20 protein-coding genes are annotated in these 20039 nt (G+C 71.1%); 12 read left to right on the top strand and 8 right to left on the bottom strand.

The features are described from left to right. Positions 1-25: 25 nt before the first annotated feature. Entirely contained in the window at positions 26-457 is a 432-nt protein-coding gene (locus tag CI089_RS15325) for a MarR family winged helix-turn-helix transcriptional regulator (RefSeq protein WP_094262283.1), read from the bottom strand. A 35-nt stretch (positions 458-492) separates the two neighbouring features. Here CI089_RS15325 and CI089_RS16770 point away from each other — a divergent pair, with 35 nt between their 5' ends. The 3 genes from CI089_RS16770 (at position 493) to CI089_RS15315 (ending at position 2909) form a co-directional block, all read left to right on the top strand. Further along, positions 493-990: a DUF2207 domain-containing protein gene (locus CI089_RS16770; RefSeq protein ID WP_373441604.1), complete on the top strand. Its 498-nt coding sequence runs from the start codon at positions 493-495 to the stop codon at positions 988-990. Positions 991-1002: 12 nt separating this feature from the next. Then, positions 1003-2292, top strand: a complete 1290-nt coding sequence (locus CI089_RS15320; RefSeq protein ID WP_373441603.1) for a DUF2207 family protein — start codon at positions 1003-1005, stop codon at positions 2290-2292. A gap of 284 nt (positions 2293-2576) precedes the next feature. Further along, positions 2577-2909 (top strand): hypothetical protein, encoded by a 333-nt coding sequence (locus CI089_RS15315; RefSeq protein WP_094262282.1) that lies wholly within the window; start codon positions 2577-2579, stop codon positions 2907-2909. 22 nt (positions 2910-2931) lie between these two features. On the opposite strand, the gene CI089_RS15310 is transcribed toward CI089_RS15315, so the two are convergent. The 3 genes from CI089_RS15310 to CI089_RS15300 form a co-directional block, all read right to left on the bottom strand. Next, positions 2932-3996: a sodium:calcium antiporter gene (locus CI089_RS15310; RefSeq protein ID WP_094262281.1), complete on the bottom strand. Its 1065-nt coding sequence runs from the start codon at positions 3994-3996 to the stop codon at positions 2932-2934. Positions 3997-4071: 75 nt separating this feature from the next. Continuing rightward, positions 4072-5310 (bottom strand): amidohydrolase, encoded by a 1239-nt coding sequence (locus CI089_RS15305; protein WP_094262280.1) that lies wholly within the window; start codon positions 5308-5310, stop codon positions 4072-4074. A gap of 23 nt (positions 5311-5333) precedes the next feature. Continuing rightward, a complete protein-coding gene (locus CI089_RS15300) occupies positions 5334-5516 on the bottom strand; it encodes a VOC family protein (protein WP_094262279.1) in 183 nt (60 codons plus the stop codon). A gap of 176 nt (positions 5517-5692) precedes the next feature. Here CI089_RS15300 and CI089_RS16670 point away from each other — a divergent pair, with 176 nt between their 5' ends. Next, entirely contained in the window at positions 5693-5821 is a 129-nt protein-coding gene (locus CI089_RS16670; protein ID WP_256978038.1) for a hypothetical protein, read from the top strand. A 95-nt stretch (positions 5822-5916) separates the two neighbouring features. Here the strand turns inward: CI089_RS16670 and CI089_RS15295 are convergent, their stop codons facing one another. After that, complete coding sequence (locus CI089_RS15295) at positions 5917-6939, bottom strand: lytic transglycosylase domain-containing protein (RefSeq protein WP_256978036.1); 1023 nt, start codon at positions 6937-6939, stop codon at positions 5917-5919. 230 nt (positions 6940-7169) lie between these two features. Here CI089_RS15295 and CI089_RS15290 point away from each other — a divergent pair, with 230 nt between their 5' ends. From CI089_RS15290 to CI089_RS15275, 4 genes are all read left to right on the top strand, one after another. Then, on the top strand, positions 7170-7643 hold the full coding sequence (locus tag CI089_RS15290; protein ID WP_094262278.1) for an S-ribosylhomocysteine lyase: 474 nt from the start codon (positions 7170-7172) through the stop codon (positions 7641-7643). 37 nt (positions 7644-7680) lie between these two features. Further along, entirely contained in the window at positions 7681-8325 is a 645-nt protein-coding gene (locus CI089_RS15285) for a hypothetical protein (protein ID WP_094262277.1), read from the top strand. 79 nt (positions 8326-8404) lie between these two features. Then, positions 8405-9904, top strand: coding sequence for a PepSY-associated TM helix domain-containing protein (locus tag CI089_RS15280; protein WP_094262276.1), 1500 nt, complete (start codon positions 8405-8407; stop codon positions 9902-9904). Between the two features lie 88 nt (positions 9905-9992). Further along, positions 9993-12089, top strand: a complete 2097-nt coding sequence (locus CI089_RS15275; protein ID WP_094262275.1) for a glucose PTS transporter subunit IIA — start codon at positions 9993-9995, stop codon at positions 12087-12089. 101 nt (positions 12090-12190) lie between these two features. Here CI089_RS15275 and CI089_RS15270 read toward each other — a convergent pair whose 3' ends face one another. Further along, positions 12191-13834, bottom strand: coding sequence for a bifunctional NAD(P)/FAD-dependent oxidoreductase/class I SAM-dependent methyltransferase (locus CI089_RS15270; protein ID WP_094262274.1), 1644 nt, complete (start codon positions 13832-13834; stop codon positions 12191-12193). A 65-nt stretch (positions 13835-13899) separates the two neighbouring features. Between CI089_RS15270 and CI089_RS15265 the strand changes: the two genes are divergently transcribed. Next, complete coding sequence (locus CI089_RS15265) at positions 13900-14454, top strand: helix-turn-helix domain-containing protein (protein WP_094262273.1); 555 nt, start codon at positions 13900-13902, stop codon at positions 14452-14454. Positions 14455-14549: 95 nt separating this feature from the next. Here CI089_RS15265 and pgi read toward each other — a convergent pair whose 3' ends face one another. Both pgi and aztA read right to left on the bottom strand, forming a co-directional pair. After that, positions 14550-16235, bottom strand: a complete 1686-nt coding sequence (gene pgi, locus CI089_RS15260) for a glucose-6-phosphate isomerase (protein ID WP_094262272.1) — start codon at positions 16233-16235, stop codon at positions 14550-14552. Further along, positions 16232-16951, bottom strand: coding sequence for a zinc ABC transporter ATP-binding protein AztA (gene aztA / locus CI089_RS15255; protein WP_256978034.1), 720 nt, complete (start codon positions 16949-16951; stop codon positions 16232-16234). The genes pgi and aztA overlap by 4 nt, the downstream gene beginning before the upstream one ends. 54 nt (positions 16952-17005) lie before the next feature. On the opposite strand from aztA, the gene aztB reads away from it, so the two are divergent. Genes aztB through CI089_RS15240 form a run of 3 tightly spaced genes read left to right on the top strand, consistent with a single transcriptional unit; the run spans position 17006 to position 20027 of the window. After that, positions 17006-17887 (top strand): zinc ABC transporter permease AztB, encoded by an 882-nt coding sequence (gene aztB / locus CI089_RS15250; RefSeq protein WP_094262271.1) that lies wholly within the window; start codon positions 17006-17008, stop codon positions 17885-17887. Further along, positions 17884-19128 (top strand): hypothetical protein, encoded by a 1245-nt coding sequence (locus CI089_RS15245; RefSeq protein ID WP_094262270.1) that lies wholly within the window; start codon positions 17884-17886, stop codon positions 19126-19128. The genes aztB and CI089_RS15245 overlap by 4 nt, the downstream gene beginning before the upstream one ends. Continuing rightward, positions 19125-20027, top strand: a complete 903-nt coding sequence (locus CI089_RS15240; protein ID WP_094262269.1) for a metal ABC transporter substrate-binding protein — start codon at positions 19125-19127, stop codon at positions 20025-20027. The genes CI089_RS15245 and CI089_RS15240 overlap by 4 nt, the downstream gene beginning before the upstream one ends. Positions 20028-20039: the final 12 nt, after the last annotated feature.

Below are 20039 nucleotides of genomic sequence, written 5' to 3'. Positions count from 1 at the left end.
AGGAACCCCCGGACCGCGCCGGGCGTCAGGGCAGGCGGCGCAGCTTCGTCGTCAGCTGCTCGAGCTGCTCCAGCTCCTCGGTCGACAGCACCGACATCCGCTCCGCGATGGAGCGACCGTGGGCCGCAGCGAGCCGGCGGAATGCCGAGACGCCCTCCGGCGTCGCGGTGAGCATCGCGCCCCGACCGTCGGTGGGGTCACCGCACTTGGTGATGAGCCCGCGCGAGACCATCCGGTCGACCAGGCGCGACACGCTCGGCTGGCTGATGAGCATGTTGGCCGTGACATCGCGCAGCCGAGCCCGATGACCTGCGCCGCGCACGACCGTCAGAAGCACGTCGTACTCGGCTTGCGTGAGCTCATCGCCGGCGAAGTCGTTGCTGATGTCGTCGAAGATCTCGTGCTGCGCGCGGAACAGGCTCTCCCACGCTGCCACGGCACGACGACGATCGCTCATGGCGACAACTTTACTGCGCGCCTAAGCTGGTCGGCATGATGCGTCGCACCCGGGCGGCACTCGCGGTCGTGGTCCTCGTGCTGATCACAGGCCTTTTCGGGCTGGCGGCCCCCGACGCGGCATCCGCCGAGGAATCCGCTGATCTCGACGCGTTCGTCTTCGATTCGCTCTCCGTGGACTACACCCTCAGCCGCGCCGAGGACGGCACGGCCAGGATGCGGGTCGTCGAGACCTTCGTCGCCGACTTCCCCGAGTCGGATCAGAACCGCGGCATGCGCCGCCTTCTGCCCGAGACGTACAACGGGCAGCCGATGCAGCCGCAGCTCATCTCCGTCACCGACGAGAACGGGGAGGCCCGCCCCGTCGAGACGGACAGCGAGGACGGCACTCTCGGCATCCTGACGCGCGGGCCCGAGTACCTGCACGGGCGGAACACCTTCGTCTTCACCTACGACCTCGAGAACGTCGTGTGGGACTTCCCGGACACCGGGCTCGAGTTCTACTGGGACGTCAACGGCACCGACTGGAACTAGCCGTTCCGCCAGGTGACCGCGACGCTCCACATCGATCCCAGCCTCGCGACCTCGCTCGCGGGGCGCCAGGCCTGCTACGTCGGCGAGCAGGACAGCACGACCCCGTGTCCCGAGATCATCGCCTCACCGGACGGAACCACGATCACCGCCTCGGCGACCGACCTGGCACCGCACGAGACGCTCACCTTCGCCGTCGGGTTCGACGAGGGCACGTTCGAGGTGTACGACACCGGATTCCTGGCGTCGCCTCTCGGGTGGCTCCAGTCCGGGGCTGCGGTGCTCCTCGCCGGCGCTACCGGGTGGGCTCTGCGCAACCGCCGTCGGTACCTCCGCGACGAGCCCGGGCGCCCGACCATCATCGCGGAGTACGCGCCGCCGCGTCGCATCGATGCGATCGACGCCGCGGTACTGCTCCAGAAGACGTCGAAAGCGATCCCGGCTGAGATCCTCGAGCTGGCGCTGGTCGGCGCCATTCGCATCGTCGACGACGGGAAGCGCCGCTGGGGGCGCGCGAAGCTGCAGGCCGAGCTGGTCGACCCCCGGCTCGCCGACGAGAACGGGCGCAGACTCCTGTGGGGTATGTTCCCGTATCACCGTCGAGGTGAGATCTACCGCTTCGGGACCTCCGACACCCGGCTGTCGACCGAGACCCAGCGGGCGCTGAAGATGGCGAAGGACAGCCTCGGCGGACGCGGCATGTACAAGCCGGTGCCGGCGGCAGTGCGCGGCTGGCCCGTCGCCGCGTGGGCGATCGCGGCCGGTCTGGTGATCTTGTTCGGGGCGCTCGCGCTGAACGCGTACGTCCGCCCGGCGCTGCCCATCATCGGCATCGTGCTGGCCGGGGTGTCTTTCCTCGTGGTCATCTTCGCCGTCGCCGGCGATCCGCTGTCGGCCGCGGGGGCTGAGGTCCGCGACCACCTGCGCGGGCTCGACCTCTTCATCCGGTGGGCCGAAGCCGACCGCATCCGGATGCTGCAGTCGCCGACCGGCGCTGAGCGCGAGCCGGTCGCGACGGACGACCCCCGCGAGGTCCTGCGGATCTACGAGCGCCTGCTGCCGTACGCCGTGCTCTTCGGCCGCGAGAAGGAGTGGGCCGAGCATCTGACGGCGGCCTATGCCGCTGCGGGTGTGAGTGCGCCGATCTGGTACTCCGGGTCGGGTGGCTTCGATGCTTCGTCCTTCTCCGCGGGCATCGGCACGCTGTCGTCGGCCGCGTCCTCGTCGTCGTCGACGTCGGGCGGCTCGAGCGGCGGCGGATCCGCCGGTGGGGGAGGCGGTGGTGGCGGTGGCGGCGGCGCCTGAGCGCCCGTCACCCGCGGCCGGCCCACGACTCGCGGACGCAGTTGAGGGCCCGACCGAAGAGGCATCCGGTCGGGCCCTCGTCCCTTTGCACCAAGAGTTTCCTGCAATCACATGCCGGTGGCTGCCACAGCAAAACAGCTACCGTGCGAGCACTCTATAACGACGAGGTAACGACGAGCAAGGGTTTTCCGTTATCTCTTCGTAATCATCGGAAATGCCGAGGCCGCGCCTCGACGGCATCCAGTTTCGGCCTCCGCTACTCCCACGTCTGTCAGGATGAGCGCGTGCACGCCCACGGCCGAGACACCGCCAGCGGACCCTTCGTGGTCACGCTCGTCGTCGACCTTCCGATCGCCAAACCCGACGCTCTCGAGACCATTGCGTTCGTGTCGGACGGCGTCATCGAGAGCGCGGGCACCGCGTTCCCGCGCGTGGGACTCGGGCGGGACGTGTGGGCCGAGGTGCAGATCCCCAAGTTCGCCGACCCGCCCCCGCTGGCGGTCGACGTGTGCTCGGACGTGTCCTGGGATGTCGCGGCGACCGAGGCCGCACGTCTGGCCGATGCCCTGCGGCGGGTCGGATGGGCGGTGCGGTCGCCGCGCTCGGACGAGGTCTGAGCCCGACCACGTCACGGCCGGATCACCCCGCGACGGCGAAGAGCCCTGCCACCCCGGCGGCGTACAGGACGAGCACGGTCAGCGAATCGACGCCCATCCCGGCCACGCGCTTCGCGGGCCGGAAGATGAGCCCGACGACGTAGACGAGCGTCAGCAGCGCGGCCAGCGCGGTGAGGTAGATGTCGGCTCCATTCGCCTGCGGCAGCACGGCCTTCCCCGAGATCAGGGTGGCCACGAGGAACAGCACGGGCAGGAAGGCGTTGCCGCCGAAGATGTCGCTCATCGCGAGATTGTCGTCGCCCTGGCGGATCGCCTGCAGCCCTGTCGAGATCTCCGGCAACGCGGTCGCCAGCGCGAGGACCGTCGCTCCGAACAGCACCCCCGACAGCCCGATCTCGTCGGCGATCGCGTCGCCGACCCGTTCGAGCACGACACCGGCACCCAGAGTCGCAAGCGCCGAGACGGCGAAGATCGCGACGACCGCGCGGGTGCTCATCGCGTGATGCGGATGCTGCGGCTTCGCGCGCCGGTGCCCCGGACGGTGTTCGCTCGCGCCCGGCGACGTGCCGTTCTCGTGCCAGGGAAGGTGCTTCCCGGCGCGCTGCACGAGGAAGAGCCCCGCGAGCCACAGCGCCGCGATGAGCACGACGTCGGGAGTGAGCCGTGCGACCACGAGGTCTCCGGGCAACTGGCTCCCCGCCATCACCACCGCGAGGACGGCGACAACGACGACGGCTTCCAGCACGAGGACGAGGGATGCGGCACGGTACGTCACCGGCCTCACCCCGTGTCCGCGCTTGCCGAACAGGTCGAGGATGACCAGCACCACGGTCTGCAGGGCGATGCCGCCGAGGATGTTGCCCACGGCGACCTCGAGGTTCCCCGACATCGCGGCACTGACCGTGATCGCGATCTCGGGAAGGTTCGTCGCCACGGCGAGCACGATCAGTCCGCCGAACGCGCTGCCGATGCGCCAGCGATCGTCGAGGACGTCGGTCGACTTCGAGAGCTGGATGCCGGCGACCCACACGACGGCGGCGGCCGCGGCGAACACCAGGAGGAGCAGCCAGAAGGGCAGGTTCGACATCCCCTCAGTGCACACCCGATCAGGCGGGCGCGTGTACCGCTTGCGTTCGCGCCCGGAACCGGCTCCGGGCCCGTCTCAACGGAGCCAGCTGGACCGGCCGAACCGCTCCCACCGCTCGACGATGCGCACGTCGCCGTCGCCGGTCGACTCGAGCACCGTGGTGCCGCCGATGACGACGTGCTCGACGCGCGACTCGACCGCGAGCGGGTCGCCCGACCACAGGACCAGGTCGCCGTCGCGGCCGGTCTCGAGGGCGCCGACGCGGTCGTCGAGCCGCAGGATGCTGGCGGGGTTCGTGGTCAGCGCCTGCAGCGCGACATCCGCCGGAAGCCCCTCGCGCACCGCCAGGATCGCCTGCAGCCGGATCTGGTCGATCGGCACCACGGGGTGATCGGTCGTGATCGCGACCGTGACGCCCGCCGCGGCGATCAGGGCGAGCGCCCCGATCGCGCGGTCGCGCAGCTCGACCTTCGAGCGCGAGGTGAGCATGGGGCCGAAGATCACGGGGATGCCCTTCTCGGCCAGGACGTCGGCGATCTTGTGACCCTCGGTGCCGTGGTTCACGACGAGCCGGTAACCGAACTCCTCGGCCAGACGGATCGCGGTGACGATGTCGTCGTGCCGGTGGCTGTGCTGGTCCCACAGCAGTGTGCCGTCGAGCACCTCGGCGAGCGTCTCCTTGCCGAGATCGCGCTCGAACGGCTCGCCCTTGGCTGCCGCGGCATCCCGCTTGGCGACGTAGTTCTGCGCACCGACGAACGCATCCCGCAGAACGGAGGCGACGCCCAGCCGGGTCGAGGGCGTCTGCTTCTTGTCGCCGTAGACGCGCTTGGGGTTCTCGCCGAGGGCCGACTTCACCGACACGTTCTCGGCGATCACCTGCTCGTCGACGGTGCGCCCGCCCCAGGTCTTGATCGCGACGGTGCGTCCGCCGATCGGGTTGCCCGATCCGGGCTTGATGACGACGGAGGTGACACCGCCGCGCAGCGCGTCGCGGAACCCCACCTCGTCGATGTCGATGCCGTCGAGCGCGCGGAAGCGAGCACCGTTCGGATCGGTCATCTCGTTGGTGTCGTTGCCCGACCATCCCTCGCCGTCCTCGTGGACTCCGAGGTGGCCGTGCGCTTCGACGAACCCGGGCAGGACCCAGCGCCCCGCGGCATCCACGACCTCCGCGCCCTCGGGAACGCGCGTCTCGGCTCCGCCGACGGCGGTGATCACGCCGTCGGTGACGATCACCGTCCCGCCCTCGATGACGGGTGCGGACACGGGGACGATGCGGCCGTTCACGACGGCGAGGATGCGGGGGGCCATGCCCTCGACCCTATGCCGGACGATCACTGGAGGCAGAACTCGTTGCCCTCGGGGTCTCGCATCTGCCAATACCGCTCGGGCCACGCACCCCACTGCTGTTCCACCAGCCGCACGACGCTCGCCCCGAGCCCGACGAGACGATCCTTCTCGGCATCCACGGCCTCGGCCGTCGCGCGGCGAGCACCGTCAACGGGTGCGACCGACACGTCGATGTGCAGGCGGTTGCGCCCCCGCTTCGCGCCGGTGACCTTTTCGTCGCGACCGACGGCACCCCCGCCCTCCGACAGCGGCTACACCCGGCATCGCCGGAAGGCAACGGGGCTGACCGCTCGCCGGCGTCGTCGTACCGTAGGCGACTCAGCAACCGCAGGGAGGAACCACCATGAGCCTCAATGGAAACGTGCCCTTCGTCGCACCCGGTGAGATGCCCATCGACCCGATCGAGGAAGCTCCGACGCTCGAGGTCACGGCTGAGGACCCCCTCGACGAGGACCCCCTCGACGAGGACTGACCCGCATCCGGAACGGCGAAAGCGCACGTCCGCACGGTCTCCGCATGAGCGGACCGTGCGGACGTGCGCTTTCGCGAACCGTCAGCGAGCGGTGATCAGTACCAGCCGGTCGACTGCGAGTGGCCCCACGCGCCGCAGGGCGAGCCGTAGCGGCCGGAGATGTAGCCGAGGCCCCAGCGCACCTGCGTCACCGCGTTGGTCTGCCAGTCGCCGCCGGCCGAAGCCATCTTGCTGCCGGGAAGCGCCTGCGGGATGCCGTACGCACCGCTGCCGCTGTTGTAGGCCTGGTAGTTCCAGCCCGACTCCTTGTTCCACAGCGACACGAGGCACGAGAACTGGTCCTGGCCCCAGCCGAACTCGCCGAGCATGTTGCTCGCGGCCTGCTGCGCGGCGCCGGGGGAGTTGTCGCCCGTCGAGGCGACGGCCGAAGCGGCCGGCGCGGACGACGACGAGGATGACGAGCGCGAGCTGTTCGAACGCTGCGCGGCGGCTGCCGCAGCGGCCTCCTCCTCGGCCTTCGCCTTCGCGGCTGCCTCGGCGGCCGCAGCCTCCTCGGCGGCGATCCGCGCGGCCTCCTCCTCGGCGGCCTTCTGCGCCTGAGCGGCCTCGAGGCGTCCACGGAGGTCGGCCGTCGCGGCCTGCACGTCATCGGTCGCGTCGGTCAGCTTGTCGGTCAGATCGGGCAGGAGCAGCGTCGGGATGACGTCGGTGTCCTTCAGGCCCTCGATGCGCTCGCGCAGCTGCGACGTGTCGATCGTCGTGTCGCCCTCGATGGGGAGTGCCGCTGCCGACACATCGCCGGTCACGGTGGCGGCGTCCACGACGGATGCCTCGGCCGCGGCGACCGCGTCGCTCGTGGCCTGCTCGATCGCGCTCAGCGGCTTCGCGGTCGACGTGGCAGCGGCGGTGACGAGTGCGGCGCGCTGCATGACGGGAGCGGGACCCGATGCCGTGGGCAGCGCGGCAGAGGCCGTCGTTCCCACCACCGCGGTCAGGCCCAGGGCCAGGCCCAGAGTGAGGGCGGCGGGGCGGACGAAGCGGCGGGATGCCGAGGTGGAGGTGGAGGTGGTGGAACGCCGCAGGTCGCGGCGGGTGGGCTGGCTTGACGAAGAAGTCATGCGAACAGGGGCGGTCCTTCGATGTTTGCGGGCACCGCAGCACGCGGCGGGCGTCTCGGGCGGACGCACAAAACTCCCCGAGTCTGCGGGGTGAGTCTGGACGAGTCCCGGACAGCCCCTGGACGTAACCTGAGAGCCGAGGCGGGCCGACCCGGTGACGCGGCGGGTTAATCTGGCCCGAGCGGCGGGCCGTGCCAGCCGTCCGACCGTCCGTGCCGAGGGAGGAAATCATGGCCGAAATCGAGAGCTTCACGCTGGACCACACCGCCGTGCTCGCCCCCTATGTGCGGCGGATCGGCGTCGAGCACGGTCCCGGCGGCGGGACCATCACGAACTTCGACGTGCGGTTCGTGCAGCCCAACGCAGGCGAGATCCCGACCGCCGGCATCCACACCATCGAGCACATGCTCGCCGGCCTTCTCCGCGACCGCATCGACGGCGTCATCGACATCTCGCCCTTCGGATGCCGCACCGGATTCCACCTGCTGATGTGGGGCGAGCCCGAGGTCGCCGACGTCGTCGCGGCGCTGACGGGGAGCCTGCGCTTCATCGCCGACGAAGCGGTCGAGTCCGACATCCCGGGCGTCTCCGCCCTCGAGTGCGGCAACTACCGCGACCATTCCCTGCACTCGGCCCGCGAGTGGTCGAAGACCGTGCTCGATCAGGGCATCAGCCTCGACGCCTTCTCCCGCGTCGGAGTCTGACGGCCCCGCGACCGACCGGCCGTCCGAGCACCTCGACGTGACCTCCCCTCGCCACCAGCGCGCGCTGAGAGCCAGCGCGGCCGCGACGCTGGCCACGTTCGTCGCTCTGCTGTCGCATGTGGCGGCGGGAGGTGAGCCGCCCTCGGCGCTGGGAGCCGCATTGCCGTGGGCTCTCTCGCTGGTGGTCAGCCTCGTCATCGTCGGGCGTCGGCTCTCCGTGGTTCGGCTCGGGGTCGCGGTCACGGCGGCTCAGGTGCTCTTCCACGTCATGTTCGCGCTCGGCGTCGTCCCGCTTGCAGGATCAGCGGGGGTCTCGACGGGCGGGACGAGCCAGACCGGGCCGATGAGCCTGCATGCGGGACATATGTCGCTCCCGGCATCCGTGTCCGCGCCCGGGGCACTCTCGGCGGTGGCGCCGGATGCGGCGATGATCGGCGCCCACGTGCTGGCCGCAGTCGCGACCACCCTCCTCCTGCACCGCGGCGAGCGGCTGCTCGCGGGACTCGTCGGGCTCGCTCGGCGCATCGCCGTGCGTCTGCGCTCGGTGGCGCGGGGTGCCGTCCCTTCCGCCCCGGCACCGCTGCGGGTTCGCCCGCTCGTGTCGAGCGTCCGCATGCCGCGCCGCCGCGCCCTCGTCGCGGCGCCCGCGCGTCGGGGTCCTCCCGCTCTCCTCGTTCTCTGACGCCTCGGCGACCGTCGGGGCGATTCGCCGCGCGTGCCGATCAGGCTCTGCGCCGGCATTCCGACGACCGAGGAGTCTCATGTCCATCACCGAGTCGCGCACGCCCGCCGGCGGCGCCCCCGATTCCGGCGGCGCGCCCGCCACCCCGTCCCGCGAACACGCGCCGCCCCGGCGACCGCGCGCGTGGGCGATGCCACTGCTGCTGCGCATCCACTTCTTCGCCGGCATCCTGGTCGGCCCGTTCATCCTGATCGCCGCCGTCAGCGGGGCGATCTACGTCGTGACGCCGCAGCTCGAGCGCGTCGTCTACGCCCACGAGCTCAGCGCACCGATCAGCGAGACGACGCTGTCGATCGGCGACCAGGTCCGCATCGCCGAGGGGTACATCGGCGATGCCGCCTCGCTCGCGGCCGTCCGGCCCGCGCCCGCGGCGGGCGACACCACGCGCGTCATGTTCGCCCAGGATGGGCTCGGGCCGAGCGAGACCCGCGCCGTGTTCGTGGACCCGGGCACGGGGGAGATCCGGGGCGACCTGACGGTCTACGGCACGAGCGGCGCGCTGCCGCTTCGCGCGTGGGTCAGCGACCTGCACCGCAACCTCCACCTCGGCGAGCCGGGCCGCCTCTACAGCGAGTTCGCCGCGTCGTGGCTCGGCATCGTCGTGGTCGCGGGATTCGCGCTCTGGGTCGTGCGGCTGCGCAGGGCGCGCGTGAAGGCGGACCTGCTCCGCCCCAAGCGCGGCGCGACGGGGTATCGACGCCTCTTCGGATGGCACGCGTCACTCGGGGTGTGGCTCGTCGTCGGGGCGCTCTTCCTCTCGGCCTCGGGGATCACGTGGTCGACCTACGGCGGCGCCAACGTGTCGACGCTGCGGGCCGCGCTCTCGTGGCAGAACCCCGCGTTGTCGACAGCGCTCGGCGACGACGGCCCCGCCGCCGCGGGCGCGCACGCGGATCACGGCGTCGTCGCGGCCCCGACGGCCGCGGTGTCGCCCGATACGTTCGACGACGTGCTCGCTGTCGCCCGGACCGAGAACGTCAACGTCGGACTCATCGAGATCCGGCCGCCGTCGGCTGCCGGTCAGGCGTGGGTCGTCCAGGAGATCCAGCGCAGCTTTCCGACCGAGGTCGACGGTGTCGCGATCGACGGCGACACGCTCGAGGTCGTGGACCGGGTCGACTTCGCCGACTACCCGTTCATGGCGAAGCTCGCGCGCTGGGCCGTCGACCTCCACATGGGATCGATGTTCGGGATCGTGAACCAGCTCGTCCTCTTCGTCGTCGCCGCGGGGATCGCCGTGATGGTCGTGCTCGGGTACCTCATGTGGTGGAAGCGCCGTCCCACCCGCGACCCCGCCCGCCGGATGGGTGCGGTTCCCGGCGAGGCCCTTCCGGCCGCGCCGTCGTGGGGCGTCGCGCTCGTCGTGGCGGTCGCGATCGGCATCGGGTACTTCCTGCCTCTCGTCGGCCTGCCGCTCGCGGCCTTCGTGATCGGCGACGCGGTCGTGCAGGGGTTCCGTGCCCGTCGCGCGCGGAGATCTTCCTCCGGGGGAGCGGAAGCGAGTGTGGTCAGGCCATGACGGGTCAACCCCTCGTTCCCGGCGATCTCCCAGGGTAAAGTTCCGGGCGAAGAACTCCGGCCACCCGTCGGACAACAGGAGATGAGCCATGGCGACAAGCCCCGCTGAATCGATCGTCGACGCCGTCGGCGGTCCGGGAAACATCGAGAGTCTGACGCACTGCGCCACGCGGCTGCGTTTCCAACTGCGCGACTCCTCGACCGTCGATCAGTCGACGGTCGAGGCGATCCCCGGCGTCATGGGCGCCGTGCCGCAGGCCGGGAACCGGTACCAGGTCGTCATCGGCGGGGCCGTCCAGAACGTCTACAACGACATCAACGCGCTCCCCTCGATGTCGGGCGCCGGCGGCGGCGCCGTCGACGAGGACGACATCGACTCGGTGAAGGCGCGCGAACGGGCCAAGGGCCCGCGCGGCAAGGTCGCCTGGCTCGACTCCCTGTTCGAGTTCCTGTCGGACTCGTTCCGCCCGATCCTCGGCGCGCTGCTGGGCGCATCGCTGTTCATCACCTTCATGGCGCTGATGGCGACGCTCGGCGTCATCCCCGCCTGGAACGCCCCGGGCGTCGTCCTCGACCCGTCGTGGCAGTTCGTCAACCTGATGTGGCAGTGCGTCTTCATCTTCCTGCCGCTCATGGTCGCCTACAACGCGGCCAAGAAGGTCGGTGCCGATCCGTGGGTCGGGTTCGCGATCATGGCGGTCGTGATGCTGCCCCAGTTCTCTGGCCTCGCCACTCAGGAGGGCGCTCAGCAGATCAACTTCCTCGGTTCGGACATCACGACCGTCTCGGTCTTCGGCCTGCCGCTGACGATCTTCGACTACAGCTCGCAGGTGTTCCCGCCGCTGCTGATGGCGGGTGCCCTCGGCCTGCTGTGGAAGGGGCTGCGCAAGGTCATCCCCGAGAACATCCAGCTGATCTTCGTGCCGTTCCTGGCGATGCTGATCATGATCCCGCTCACGGCCTTCCTCATCGGACCCATCGGCGTGTACGCCGGTGCCGGCCTCGCGAACGTCCTGAGCTCGATCAACGACTTCTCGCCGTTCATCTTCGCCGTCGTCATCCCGCTCGCGTACCCCTTCATGGTGCCGCTCGGCCTGCACTGGCCGATCAACGCGATCATGCTGCTGAACATCCAGACCCTCGGCTACGACTTCATCCAGGGCCCCATGGGCGCGTGGAACTTCGCCTGCTTCGGCGCGACCGCCGGTGTGCTGTGGATCTCGTGGCGCGCCCGTGACAAGCAGATGCGCCAGACGGCGACGGGAGCCCTCGCGGCCGGTCTGCTGGGTGGCATCTCGGAGCCGTCGCTGTACGGCATCCACCTGCGGTTCAAGCGCATCTACCCGCGGATGCTCGTCGGCTGCCTCGTGGGCGGCCTCATCATCGGCATCGGCGGCGGCGTGAAGACGCAGGCGTTCGTGTTCACGTCGCTCCTGACGATCCCCGCGTTCGACTCGGTCGTGCTCTACAGCATCGCGGTGCTGTCGGCGTTCGTCGTGGCGATGGTGCTCGTCATCATCAGCGACTACCGCACGCCCGAGCAGCGCGCCGAGTTCGAGGCGCAGCGCGACAAGGCCGAGGCGAAGGCCGGCGCGACGGCTGCCGGTGCTGCAGCGGCCCCCGCGGCGGCTGCCGCTGCCTCGGGCTCGTCGACGGCGGCCCCCGCGCAGACCGCTCCGGGAACCGCCACCGCGACCCTCGACAAGCCCGGCGCCACCGACGAGGTGTCGGCGGCCTTCGAGATCGCGTCGCCTCTGGATGGCACGGTCGTCGCCCTCTCCGAGGTGCCCGACCCGGTCTTCGGCGGCGGCGTCATGGGCCCGGGTGTCGCGATCGAGCCGACGGGAAACACCGTGGTCTCGCCCGGTGCCGGAACCGTCGCGGCTGCACAGCCGACCGGTCACGCGTTCGGACTCGAGCTCGACAACGGCGCGGAGCTGCTCATCCACGTCGGCATCGACACCGTCAACCTGAAGGGCGAGGGCTTCGAGGTCCACGTCAAGGCCGGAGACCGCGTCGAGCAGGGCACGCCGCTCGTGACGTTCGACCGTTCGGTGATCGAGAAGGCGGGCTACCCGCTGATCACGCCGGTCATCGTCCTCAATGGCGACGCCTTCGCGACGGTCGACCCCGTGGGCCTCGGCCCGACGACCGCCGGCGCCCCCCTCCTGATCCTGGAGAAGTAACCCCGCTCCTCCCTCCCCGAAACGTCGACTCGCCACGAATCGCGGATGCCGTGCCTCCGGCATCCGCAGATTCTGGCGAGTCGACGTTTTGTGCTGCGGGGTCAGGGGAGGCGGCGGAGCAGGAGGACGCCGTCGAGCAGGTGTGGGGGACGGGATGCTGCGGGGGAGGATGCTGCGGGGGCGCGGCGCTCGCGGATCTCCCGGCGCTCGATGACCTCCTCGCGCTCGACGACCCACTCGGCGGGATCGAGGTCGAGTGCGGCGCGCTCCTCCGCGGGCGTGGGGAACGGAGGATGCTCCTGCGCGTCGGGCGCTCCCGGCTCGGCGGGCGATCCGCCGGCGTGCGAGACGACGAGCAGTCGCCCGCCCGGCGCGACGTGGCGGAGAGCTGCGCGCAGGAGCGGGATGCGGGAGAACTCCGGGTCCCACGAGTGCAGGAAGCTCGTCGTCACGAGGTCGAACTCCCCGAGCTCCGCGGCGTCGATCTCGCCCGCGACGAAGGTCGCGTCGAGCTGAGCGTTGCGGGCGGCGGCTCGGGCGCGCGCGACCGCCGTGGGCGACAGATCGACCCCCGTGACCGACCAGCCGCGCGACGCGAGCCACAGGGCGTCACCGCCCTCGCCGCAGCCCAGGTCGAGCGCGGTGGTCGGAGTGAGGGATCCCGCGGCCTCGAGCTCGGCGATGATCGTCGAGGTCGTCTCGTTGACGCGGCCCGACCACACCCGGTCCGTCTCGGCGTAACGGGCCTCCCAGTCGGCGGCGTGACCGCGGCGGCGCTCCACCGCTGCTGCGGCGTCGAGGGCGACGAGCGCGGCGTTGACCGCTGCGCCGGTCATGGACCCGGCACCCATCGACAGAGGCACGTTGGCCATGGGCGCGACGACGTTGCCCGCCGCCCACACGAGGGGATGGCTCGTCGCGCCGGCTGCGTCGACGGCGATGAACGATCCCGCCGGTCCGTCGCTGCGCGCGAGGCCGAGCCCGGCGAGGAAGCCGTCGCGCGGCTCGAGGCGACCGCCGGTGAAGATCGCGTCGACCGGGATGCGCTGCCCGTCGGCGGTCACGACGGCGCCGATCGCGGCATCGTCGGCGTCATCCCCGCCGCCCGCCGCGGCCGCCGCGCCCGCCGCGCCGGTGACCGCCACGACCGGCGACCCGACGGTCCGGATGCCGCGGGCGCGGAGCCGCTCCCGGACGTCATCGCCGAGGTCGCCCGCCGCGGCCGTGAACGCCACGACCTCCGGACTCCACTGCCGCACGAGCTCGATCTGATGCAGGCTCATCGGCGACGTCGCCAGCACGCCGATGCGGCGATCACGCACCTCCCAGCCGTGGCAGTAGGGGCAGTGCAGCACGGTCCGGCCCCATCGCTCCGCGAGGCCGGGAACGTCGGGCATGCGGTCGGAGACGCCCGTCGCGACGAGAAGCGCTCGCGTCGTGATCCGCTCGCCGCCGCCGGCGAGGGCGACCTCCAGGCCGCCGTCGACCTCGGTCACCGATGCGACGCGCGCTGAGCGGAAGACGACGCCGTAGCGTTCTGCCTCTTCTCGACCACGCCGGCGGAGCTCGGCGGGCGAGGTCCCGTCGAAGCCCACGACGGCGTGCATGTGCTCGGCGAAACGATTGCGCGGGCTGTCGGAGTCGAGCACGAGGGTGCGGCGGCGGGCCCGTCCGAGCATCTGCGCGGCGCTGAGGCCGGCGGGTCCGGCACCGACGATGACGACGTCCTGATCGAGGTTCTGCATGCCGACAGCATCCCTGTCCAGGTGCACAGTGGCAAACCAGTTTGCGGAAATGGCAAACTGGACCCATGACCGGATTGGATCAGATCGGCCCGCGCCTGCGTGCGGCGCGGCAGGAACGCGGACTCACCCTCGACGATCTCGCGGAGCGGGCCGGCGTGTCGACGAGCACGCTCTCGCGGCTCGAGTCGGGCAAGCGCCAGGCGAACCTCGAGCTGCTCGTGCCGCTCACGCGGCAGCTCGGCATCCGCATCGACGATCTCGTGCCCGCCGAGCATCCCGACCCCCGCGTGCGTCGGCCCGCGACCAGGCGGCACGGCCATGTCGTCGCGCCGCTGACGCGCGAGAGCTCACCCGTGCAGACCTACAAGGTGACGTTTCCGCCGTCCGACGAGGCACCGGCCCCGCGGGTCCACGACGGCTTCGAATGGTTCTACGTGCTGAGCGGCCGCATCCGGCTCGTTCTCGGCGACCAGGAACTCACGCTCTCGCGGGGCGAGGCTGCGGAGTTCGACACCCGCACACCGCATTCCATCAGCGCCGTGGGCACGCGTCCGGCTGAGGTGATCAGCATCTTCAACGCCGCCGGCGAGCGCATGCACACCCTGACGGCCCCCTCCTGACCCCGCCCCCCTTACACGTCGACTCGCCAAGAACTGCGGATGCCGGTACCCCGGCATCCGCGTTCTGTGGCGAGTCGACGGTTGGGGGTGGGGGGTCAGGAATCGCGGTGGGTGCGGTAGTAGGACAGGAGAGCCTGGGTCGAGGCATCCTGCGCGGCGAGCGCGTCGGCGTCGCCCTCGATCGCGGGCGCGATCTGCAAGGCGAGCTGCTTGCCGAGCTCGACACCCCACTGGTCGAACGAGTTGATGCCCCAGATCGTGCCCTGCGTGAAGGTGATGTGCTCGTAGAGCGCGATGAGCTCGCCGAGCACCTTCGGCGTGAGCGCGGGCGCGAAGATCGACGTCGTCGGACGGTTGCCGGCGAACGTGCGTGCGGCGACGAGCGCTCCGGTCGTGCCCTCGGCCTCGACCTCCTCGGCGGTCTTGCCGAACGCGAGCGCCTTCGTCTGCGCGAGGAAGTTCGCCAAGAACAGTCCGTGCACGTCGCGCCCGCCGTCGGTGAGCGGGTGGGCCGGGTTGACGAAGGCGATGAAGTCGGCGGGGATCAGGCGCGTGCCCTGGTGGATGAGCTGGTAGAACGCGTGCTGGCCGTTGGTGCCGGGCTCGCCCCAGAAGACCTCGCCGGTGTCGGAGGTGACGGGGGTGCCGTCCCAGCGGACCGACTTGCCGTTCGACTCCATCGTGAGCTGCTGCAGGTAGGCCGCGAAGCGGTGCAGCTGCTGCGCGTAGGGCAGCACGGCGTGCGTCTGGGCGCCGAGGAAGTTGGTGTACCAGACGTTGAGCAGGCCCATGAGAACGGGCACGTTCTTCTCGAGCGGGGTGGATGCCACGTGCTCGTCGACCGCGTGGAAGCCGGCGAGCAGGTCGCGGAACGCCTCGGGGCCGAGCTCGATCACGAGCGATAGGCCGATCGCCGAGTCGACGGAGTAGCGGCCGCCCACCCAGTCCCAGAACCCGAACGCGTTGGCGGGGTCGATCCCGAAGGCCTCGACCTTCTCGAGCGCCGTCGAGACGGCGACGAAGTGGTGCGCGACGGCGTCGGTCTTCTTCGCCTCGCTGTCGTCGATGGCGCCGGCCTTCTGCAGTCCGGCCCACAGCCAGTCGCGGGCGAGGCGCGCGTTGGTGAGGGTCTCGAGCGTGGTGAAGGTCTTCGAGGCGACGATGAACAGCGTCGTCTCGGGGTCGAGGTCGGCGGTCTTGTTCGCGATGTCGAACGGGTCGATGTTCGACACGAACCGCGCCTGTATACCGGCCGTGGCATAGGGGCGGAGGGCCTCGGAGATCATGACCGGCCCGAGGTCGGAGCCGCCGATGCCGATGTTGACGACGTGGGTCACCTTCTTGCCGGTGATGCCGGTCCATTCACCGGAGCGCACGCGGTCGGCGAAGGCCGACATCTTCTCGAGCACGTCCTGCACGTCGGCGTCGATGTCCTGCCCGTCGACGACGAGCTCGGGGGAGGCGCCTGCGGGGCGGCGCAGCGCGGTGTGCAGCACCGCGCGGTCCTCACTGGTGTTGATGTGCTCGCCCGAGACCATCGCCGCGTAGCGCTCGGCGACGCCGGTCTGCTCGGCCAGGCGCACGAGGGCTGCGACGATCTCGTCGGTGACGAGGTTCTTCGACAGGTCGACGTGCAGGTCGGCCAGCGGCAGGCTCAGGCGCTCGACGCGTCCGGGATCGCTGTCGAACCAGGCGCGGAGGTCAGGGGCGAAGCCGTTCTTCAGCGACTCGAGGTCGGTCCAGGCGGCTGTGGTGGTGGCATCGATGGGAGCAGCGGTCACGCTCTCACGGTAGCCGCGCCGCCGTGTCCGCGTCCACGCGGCGCGGCGGGAGAACTCTCGACGACGCGCCCGTCGACGAGTCGGCAGACGGCGTCGACCTCGCCGAGCTCGGACAGATCGTGCGTGACGGCGACGACGGCGGTGCCCGTGCGCGCCACGGCGGCCAGAGCGGATGCCACGGCGTCGCGGGATGCCGCATCCAGTCCGCTCATCGGTTCGTCGAGCAGCAACAGGTCGGCTTCCTGCGCGAGGGCTTGTGCGATGTGCGCCCGCTGGCGCTGGCCGCCCGAGAGCAGCCCGAGCGGCCGCCGGGCGAGCGGGGTCAGCCCGACGGTCTCGATCGCCTCCGCGATGCGCGCGCGGTCGCTGCGGCGCAGCGGCAGGAACGGTCCCCGCTCGCGCCAGCGGCCCATCGCGACGAGGTCGGCCACGGTCAGCGGCAGGCGGGCGCCGTCGTTCGAGGTCTGCGGCACGAGACCGACGCGGATGCCGGGTTCCCGGCGCACCGTTCCCGAGGTGGGGGAGAGGAGGCCGGCCGCGACGGCGATCAGCGTCGACTTGCCCGACCCGTTGGCGCCCACGATCGCATGGACTTCGCCACCTGCCACATCGAGATCCACGTCGCGGAGGGCGAGGTGCCCGTCGAAGGCGACGGTCACCTCGCGCAGCGCGACGACGGGGCCACGGGGGACGGATGCGGGGGTGGAGCTGGACATCCGCCCAGTATTGCAAATGAAAACGGTTCTCACTTTCATGTATCGTCGTCGACCGTGTCCTTCCTCCTCGACCCCTTCGCCGTCACGTTCGTCCAGCGCGCTCTGCTCGGCGGCGCGCTCGTGGCCATCGTGTGCGGCATCGTCGGCACCTGGGTCGTGCTGCGCGGCATGGCCTTCCTCGGTGAGGCGATGGCTCACGGAATGCTCCCGGGCGTCGCCGTCGCGACCCTCACGGGTTTCCCGCCCATGGCGGGAGCGGCCGTCAGCGCCGCAGCGATGTCGCTCGGCGTCGGCGCACTGCAGCGCCGGGGCCGGCTCTCCGCCGACACGAGCATCGGACTCCTGTTCGTCGCGAGCCTTTCGCTCGGCATCATCGTCATCTCGGCCTCGCGAAGCTTCGCGACGGATGCCTCGGCGATCCTCTTCGGCGACATCCTCGCCATCGGGTCGGCTGATCTCGTCGCGCTCGGGGTCGCCCTCGCCGTCACCGTCGCCGTCGCGGCGCTCGGGCACCGCTCGTTCGTCGCGCTGACCGTCGACCCGCGTCAGGCGCAGCTGCTCGGGCTCCGCCCCCGCACCGCTCACATCGTCCTCGTCGGGCTCGTCACGCTCGCGGTGGTCTCGGCCTACCAGGCGGTCGGGTCGCTCCTGGTGGTGGGCATGCTCCTCGGGCCCGCCGTCGCGGCCGGGCAGTGGACACGACGCATCGTCCCCACGATGATCCTCGCCGCTCTGATCGGCACCCTCTCCGTCGCCGTCGGCCTCCTCGTGTCGTGGCACGCCGCCACCGCCGCCGGGGCCACGGTCGCCTTCACCGCGATCTGCTCGGGTGCCGTCTCGACCGGCATCCGCGCCCTCGTCCGCACCCTGACCCGCCCGGACGGGCGCCGCGCGCCGGCATCCGTCATCCCGAACACCCCGGAAAGGACCGCATGAGAACTCGTGCACCTCTCTCGCTCGTTGCCCTCACGGCCGGTGCCGCCCTGCTCGCCGGCTGCCAAGCCACTCCATCGGGCTCAGCCGCCTCGCCCGATGCCGACGCCACCGCCGGCGGCGAAGCTCTCGGCGACGGTCACGGCGCCATCGCCGGGGCACGCGAGCTCTCCGAGCCTGCGCTGCACCTGACCAGCATCGGCACGGACGGAACCGTGCACCACCTCGACCTGATCGACGAGCAGTCAGAGGTCCTCGGCGACATCGCTCCCGCCGACACCCTCGACAGCGACGGCCGCTTCCTCTTCGCGGGCCGCGAGGGCGAGGTGTCGATCATCGACAGCGGCGTGTGGACGTGGAACCACATCGACCACTTCCACTACTACGAGGCGCCGTCCCGCATCCTCGGCGAGCTCGAGGGATCCGGGACGCCGCGCACCGTGACGAGCGACCTCGGGGCCGGCGTCTACTTCGACGACGGCGACCGCGGCGGCGAAGCCGTGCTGCTCGACTTCGACGCGCTGAAGAAGGGGGACATCGTCGAGAGCTTCCGTCTCGACCTCGACGCGCCGGGCTCGTTCGTCGCGCCGATTCCCGGGGGAGCGCTGATCGCCGATGCCGGCTCGGGCGAGATCCGCCGTGTCGACGCCTCGGGGGCGGAACTCGACACCACGCCGTGCGTCGAGCCGGCGGGGTCCATCGCGACCAACGTGGGCGTCGTCGTCGGCTGCGCCGACGGTGCCGTGCTCGCCGTCTCGGATGCCGCGGGCACGACTCTCGAGCGCATCCCGTATCCCGCGGGCGGGCCGAGCCGCGCCCTGTCGTTCGCGAATCGCGAGGGCCGGCCCACCGTGGCCGGTCGTACCGAATCGTCGGCGTTCTGGCTGCTCGACACCCGCGAGCGCTCGTGGACGTCGCACGACGCCGGCGAGCGCATCGTCCGCGTGACAGCCGTCGACGACGCCGACGAGACCGTCGTCGCGCTCGCCGCGGACGGCTCGGTGATCGTCATCTCGGGTGCGACGGGTGAGCAGCTCTCGCGTACGGAGCCGCTCGTCGCCGTGTCGCTGGGCGACCCGGCGCTGTCCGCCGGCGTCGACCTCGTCGCGGATCAGCGGCGGACCTACCTCAACGCACCCGCGGAGCGCTCCCTCTTCGAGCTCGATCCCGCCGACGGCGGTCGCGTCGCCCGCACCTTCACCGTCGACCACGCGCCCGCCCTCTTCACGGAGACGGGACGATGAGGCGCGCGGCCCTGGCCCTCGGCCTCGTCGTCGCGGGTGTCGTCGCGCTCGCCGGGTGCACCGCGGGCGGGAGCGACCGCCCGAGCGTCGTCGTGACGACCAACATCCTCGGCGACATCGTCGAGACGATCGCGGCCGGCGAACTGGACGTCGTCACCTTCATGCCCCGGGACGCCGATCCGCACTCGTTCGAGCTCTCCGCGCAGGACGCCGCGGCGATGCGCAGCGCCGACCTCGTGGTCTCGAACGGACTGGGGCTCGAAGAGGGCGTGCAGCACCACGTCGACGCGTCCGCCGCCGACGGCGTGGCTCAGTTCGTCGCGGGCGACCACGTCGAGACCCTCGGCTACCTCGACTCCGACGCCGTCGACCCGCACTTCTGGACCGATCCGACCCAGACCGCTCGTGTCGTCGACGCCCTCGCTCCGGTCCTCGCCGACCTCGCCGGCGACGGCGGGCAGGCCGTGACGGATGCCGCCGACGCGTACGTCGCGGAACTCGAGACGGTCGACGCCGAGATGGCCGCCGGCCTGGAGGCCATCCCCGCCGAGCACCGGGCCCTCGTCACCAACCACCACGTCTTCGGCTACCTCGCTCGCCGCTACGACGTGCGCATCCTCGGCGCCGCCGTCCCGGGCGGCACGACCCTCGCGGCCCCCAGCGCCTCCGACCTGCAGGAGCTCGTCGACGCGATCGACAGCGCCGGGGTGCGCACGATCTTCGCCGACTCGTCGCAGCCGGACCGGCTCATGCGCGTCCTCGCCGACGAGGCGGGGCGCGACGTGTCCGTCGTGCCGCTGCTGACCGAGTCGCTCGCCCCGGAGGGGCAACCCGGCGACACCTACCTCGACATGATGCGCCAGAACCTCCAGCGCATCACCGACGGCCTCACCCGATGAGGCATTTCCCTG

Source organism: Microbacterium sp. Yaish 1, from assembly GCF_002245215.1.
In the GTDB taxonomy this organism is placed as follows: domain Bacteria; phylum Actinomycetota; class Actinomycetes; order Actinomycetales; family Microbacteriaceae; genus Microbacterium.
Note: the sequence above shows the minus strand (reverse complement) of the source record. Positions and strands in the feature narration are given on the sequence as shown.

Bases quoted from the DNA above. Each gene is read 5' to 3' on its own strand.
- CI089_RS15325 (WP_094262283.1), bottom strand. From the start codon at position 457: ATGAGCGATCGTCGTCGTGCCGTGGCAGCGTGGGAGAGCCTGTTCCGC.
- CI089_RS16770 (WP_373441604.1), top strand. From the start codon at position 493: ATGATGCGTCGCACCCGGGCGGCACTCGCGGTCGTGGTCCTCGTGCTG.
- CI089_RS15310 (WP_094262281.1), bottom strand. From the start codon at position 3,996: ATGTCGAACCTGCCCTTCTGGCTGCTCCTCCTGGTGTTCGCCGCGGCC.
- CI089_RS15305 (WP_094262280.1), bottom strand. From the start codon at position 5,310: ATGGCCCCCCGCATCCTCGCCGTCGTGAACGGCCGCATCGTCCCCGTG.
- CI089_RS16670 (WP_256978038.1), top strand. From the start codon at position 5,693: ATGAGCCTCAATGGAAACGTGCCCTTCGTCGCACCCGGTGAGATGCCC.
- CI089_RS15295 (WP_256978036.1), bottom strand. From the start codon at position 6,939: ATGACTTCTTCGTCAAGCCAGCCCACCCGCCGCGACCTGCGGCGTTCC.
- CI089_RS15290 (WP_094262278.1), top strand. From the start codon at position 7,170: ATGGCCGAAATCGAGAGCTTCACGCTGGACCACACCGCCGTGCTCGCC.
- CI089_RS15280 (WP_094262276.1), top strand. From the start codon at position 8,405: ATGTCCATCACCGAGTCGCGCACGCCCGCCGGCGGCGCCCCCGATTCC.
- CI089_RS15275 (WP_094262275.1), top strand. From the start codon at position 9,993: ATGGCGACAAGCCCCGCTGAATCGATCGTCGACGCCGTCGGCGGTCCG.
- CI089_RS15270 (WP_094262274.1), bottom strand. From the start codon at position 13,834: ATGCAGAACCTCGATCAGGACGTCGTCATCGTCGGTGCCGGACCCGCC.
- CI089_RS15265 (WP_094262273.1), top strand. From the start codon at position 13,900: ATGACCGGATTGGATCAGATCGGCCCGCGCCTGCGTGCGGCGCGGCAG.
- aztA (WP_256978034.1), bottom strand. From the start codon at position 16,951: ATGTCCAGCTCCACCCCCGCATCCGTCCCCCGTGGCCCCGTCGTCGCG.
- CI089_RS15245 (WP_094262270.1), top strand. From the start codon at position 17,884: ATGAGAACTCGTGCACCTCTCTCGCTCGTTGCCCTCACGGCCGGTGCC.
- CI089_RS15240 (WP_094262269.1), top strand. From the start codon at position 19,125: ATGAGGCGCGCGGCCCTGGCCCTCGGCCTCGTCGTCGCGGGTGTCGTC.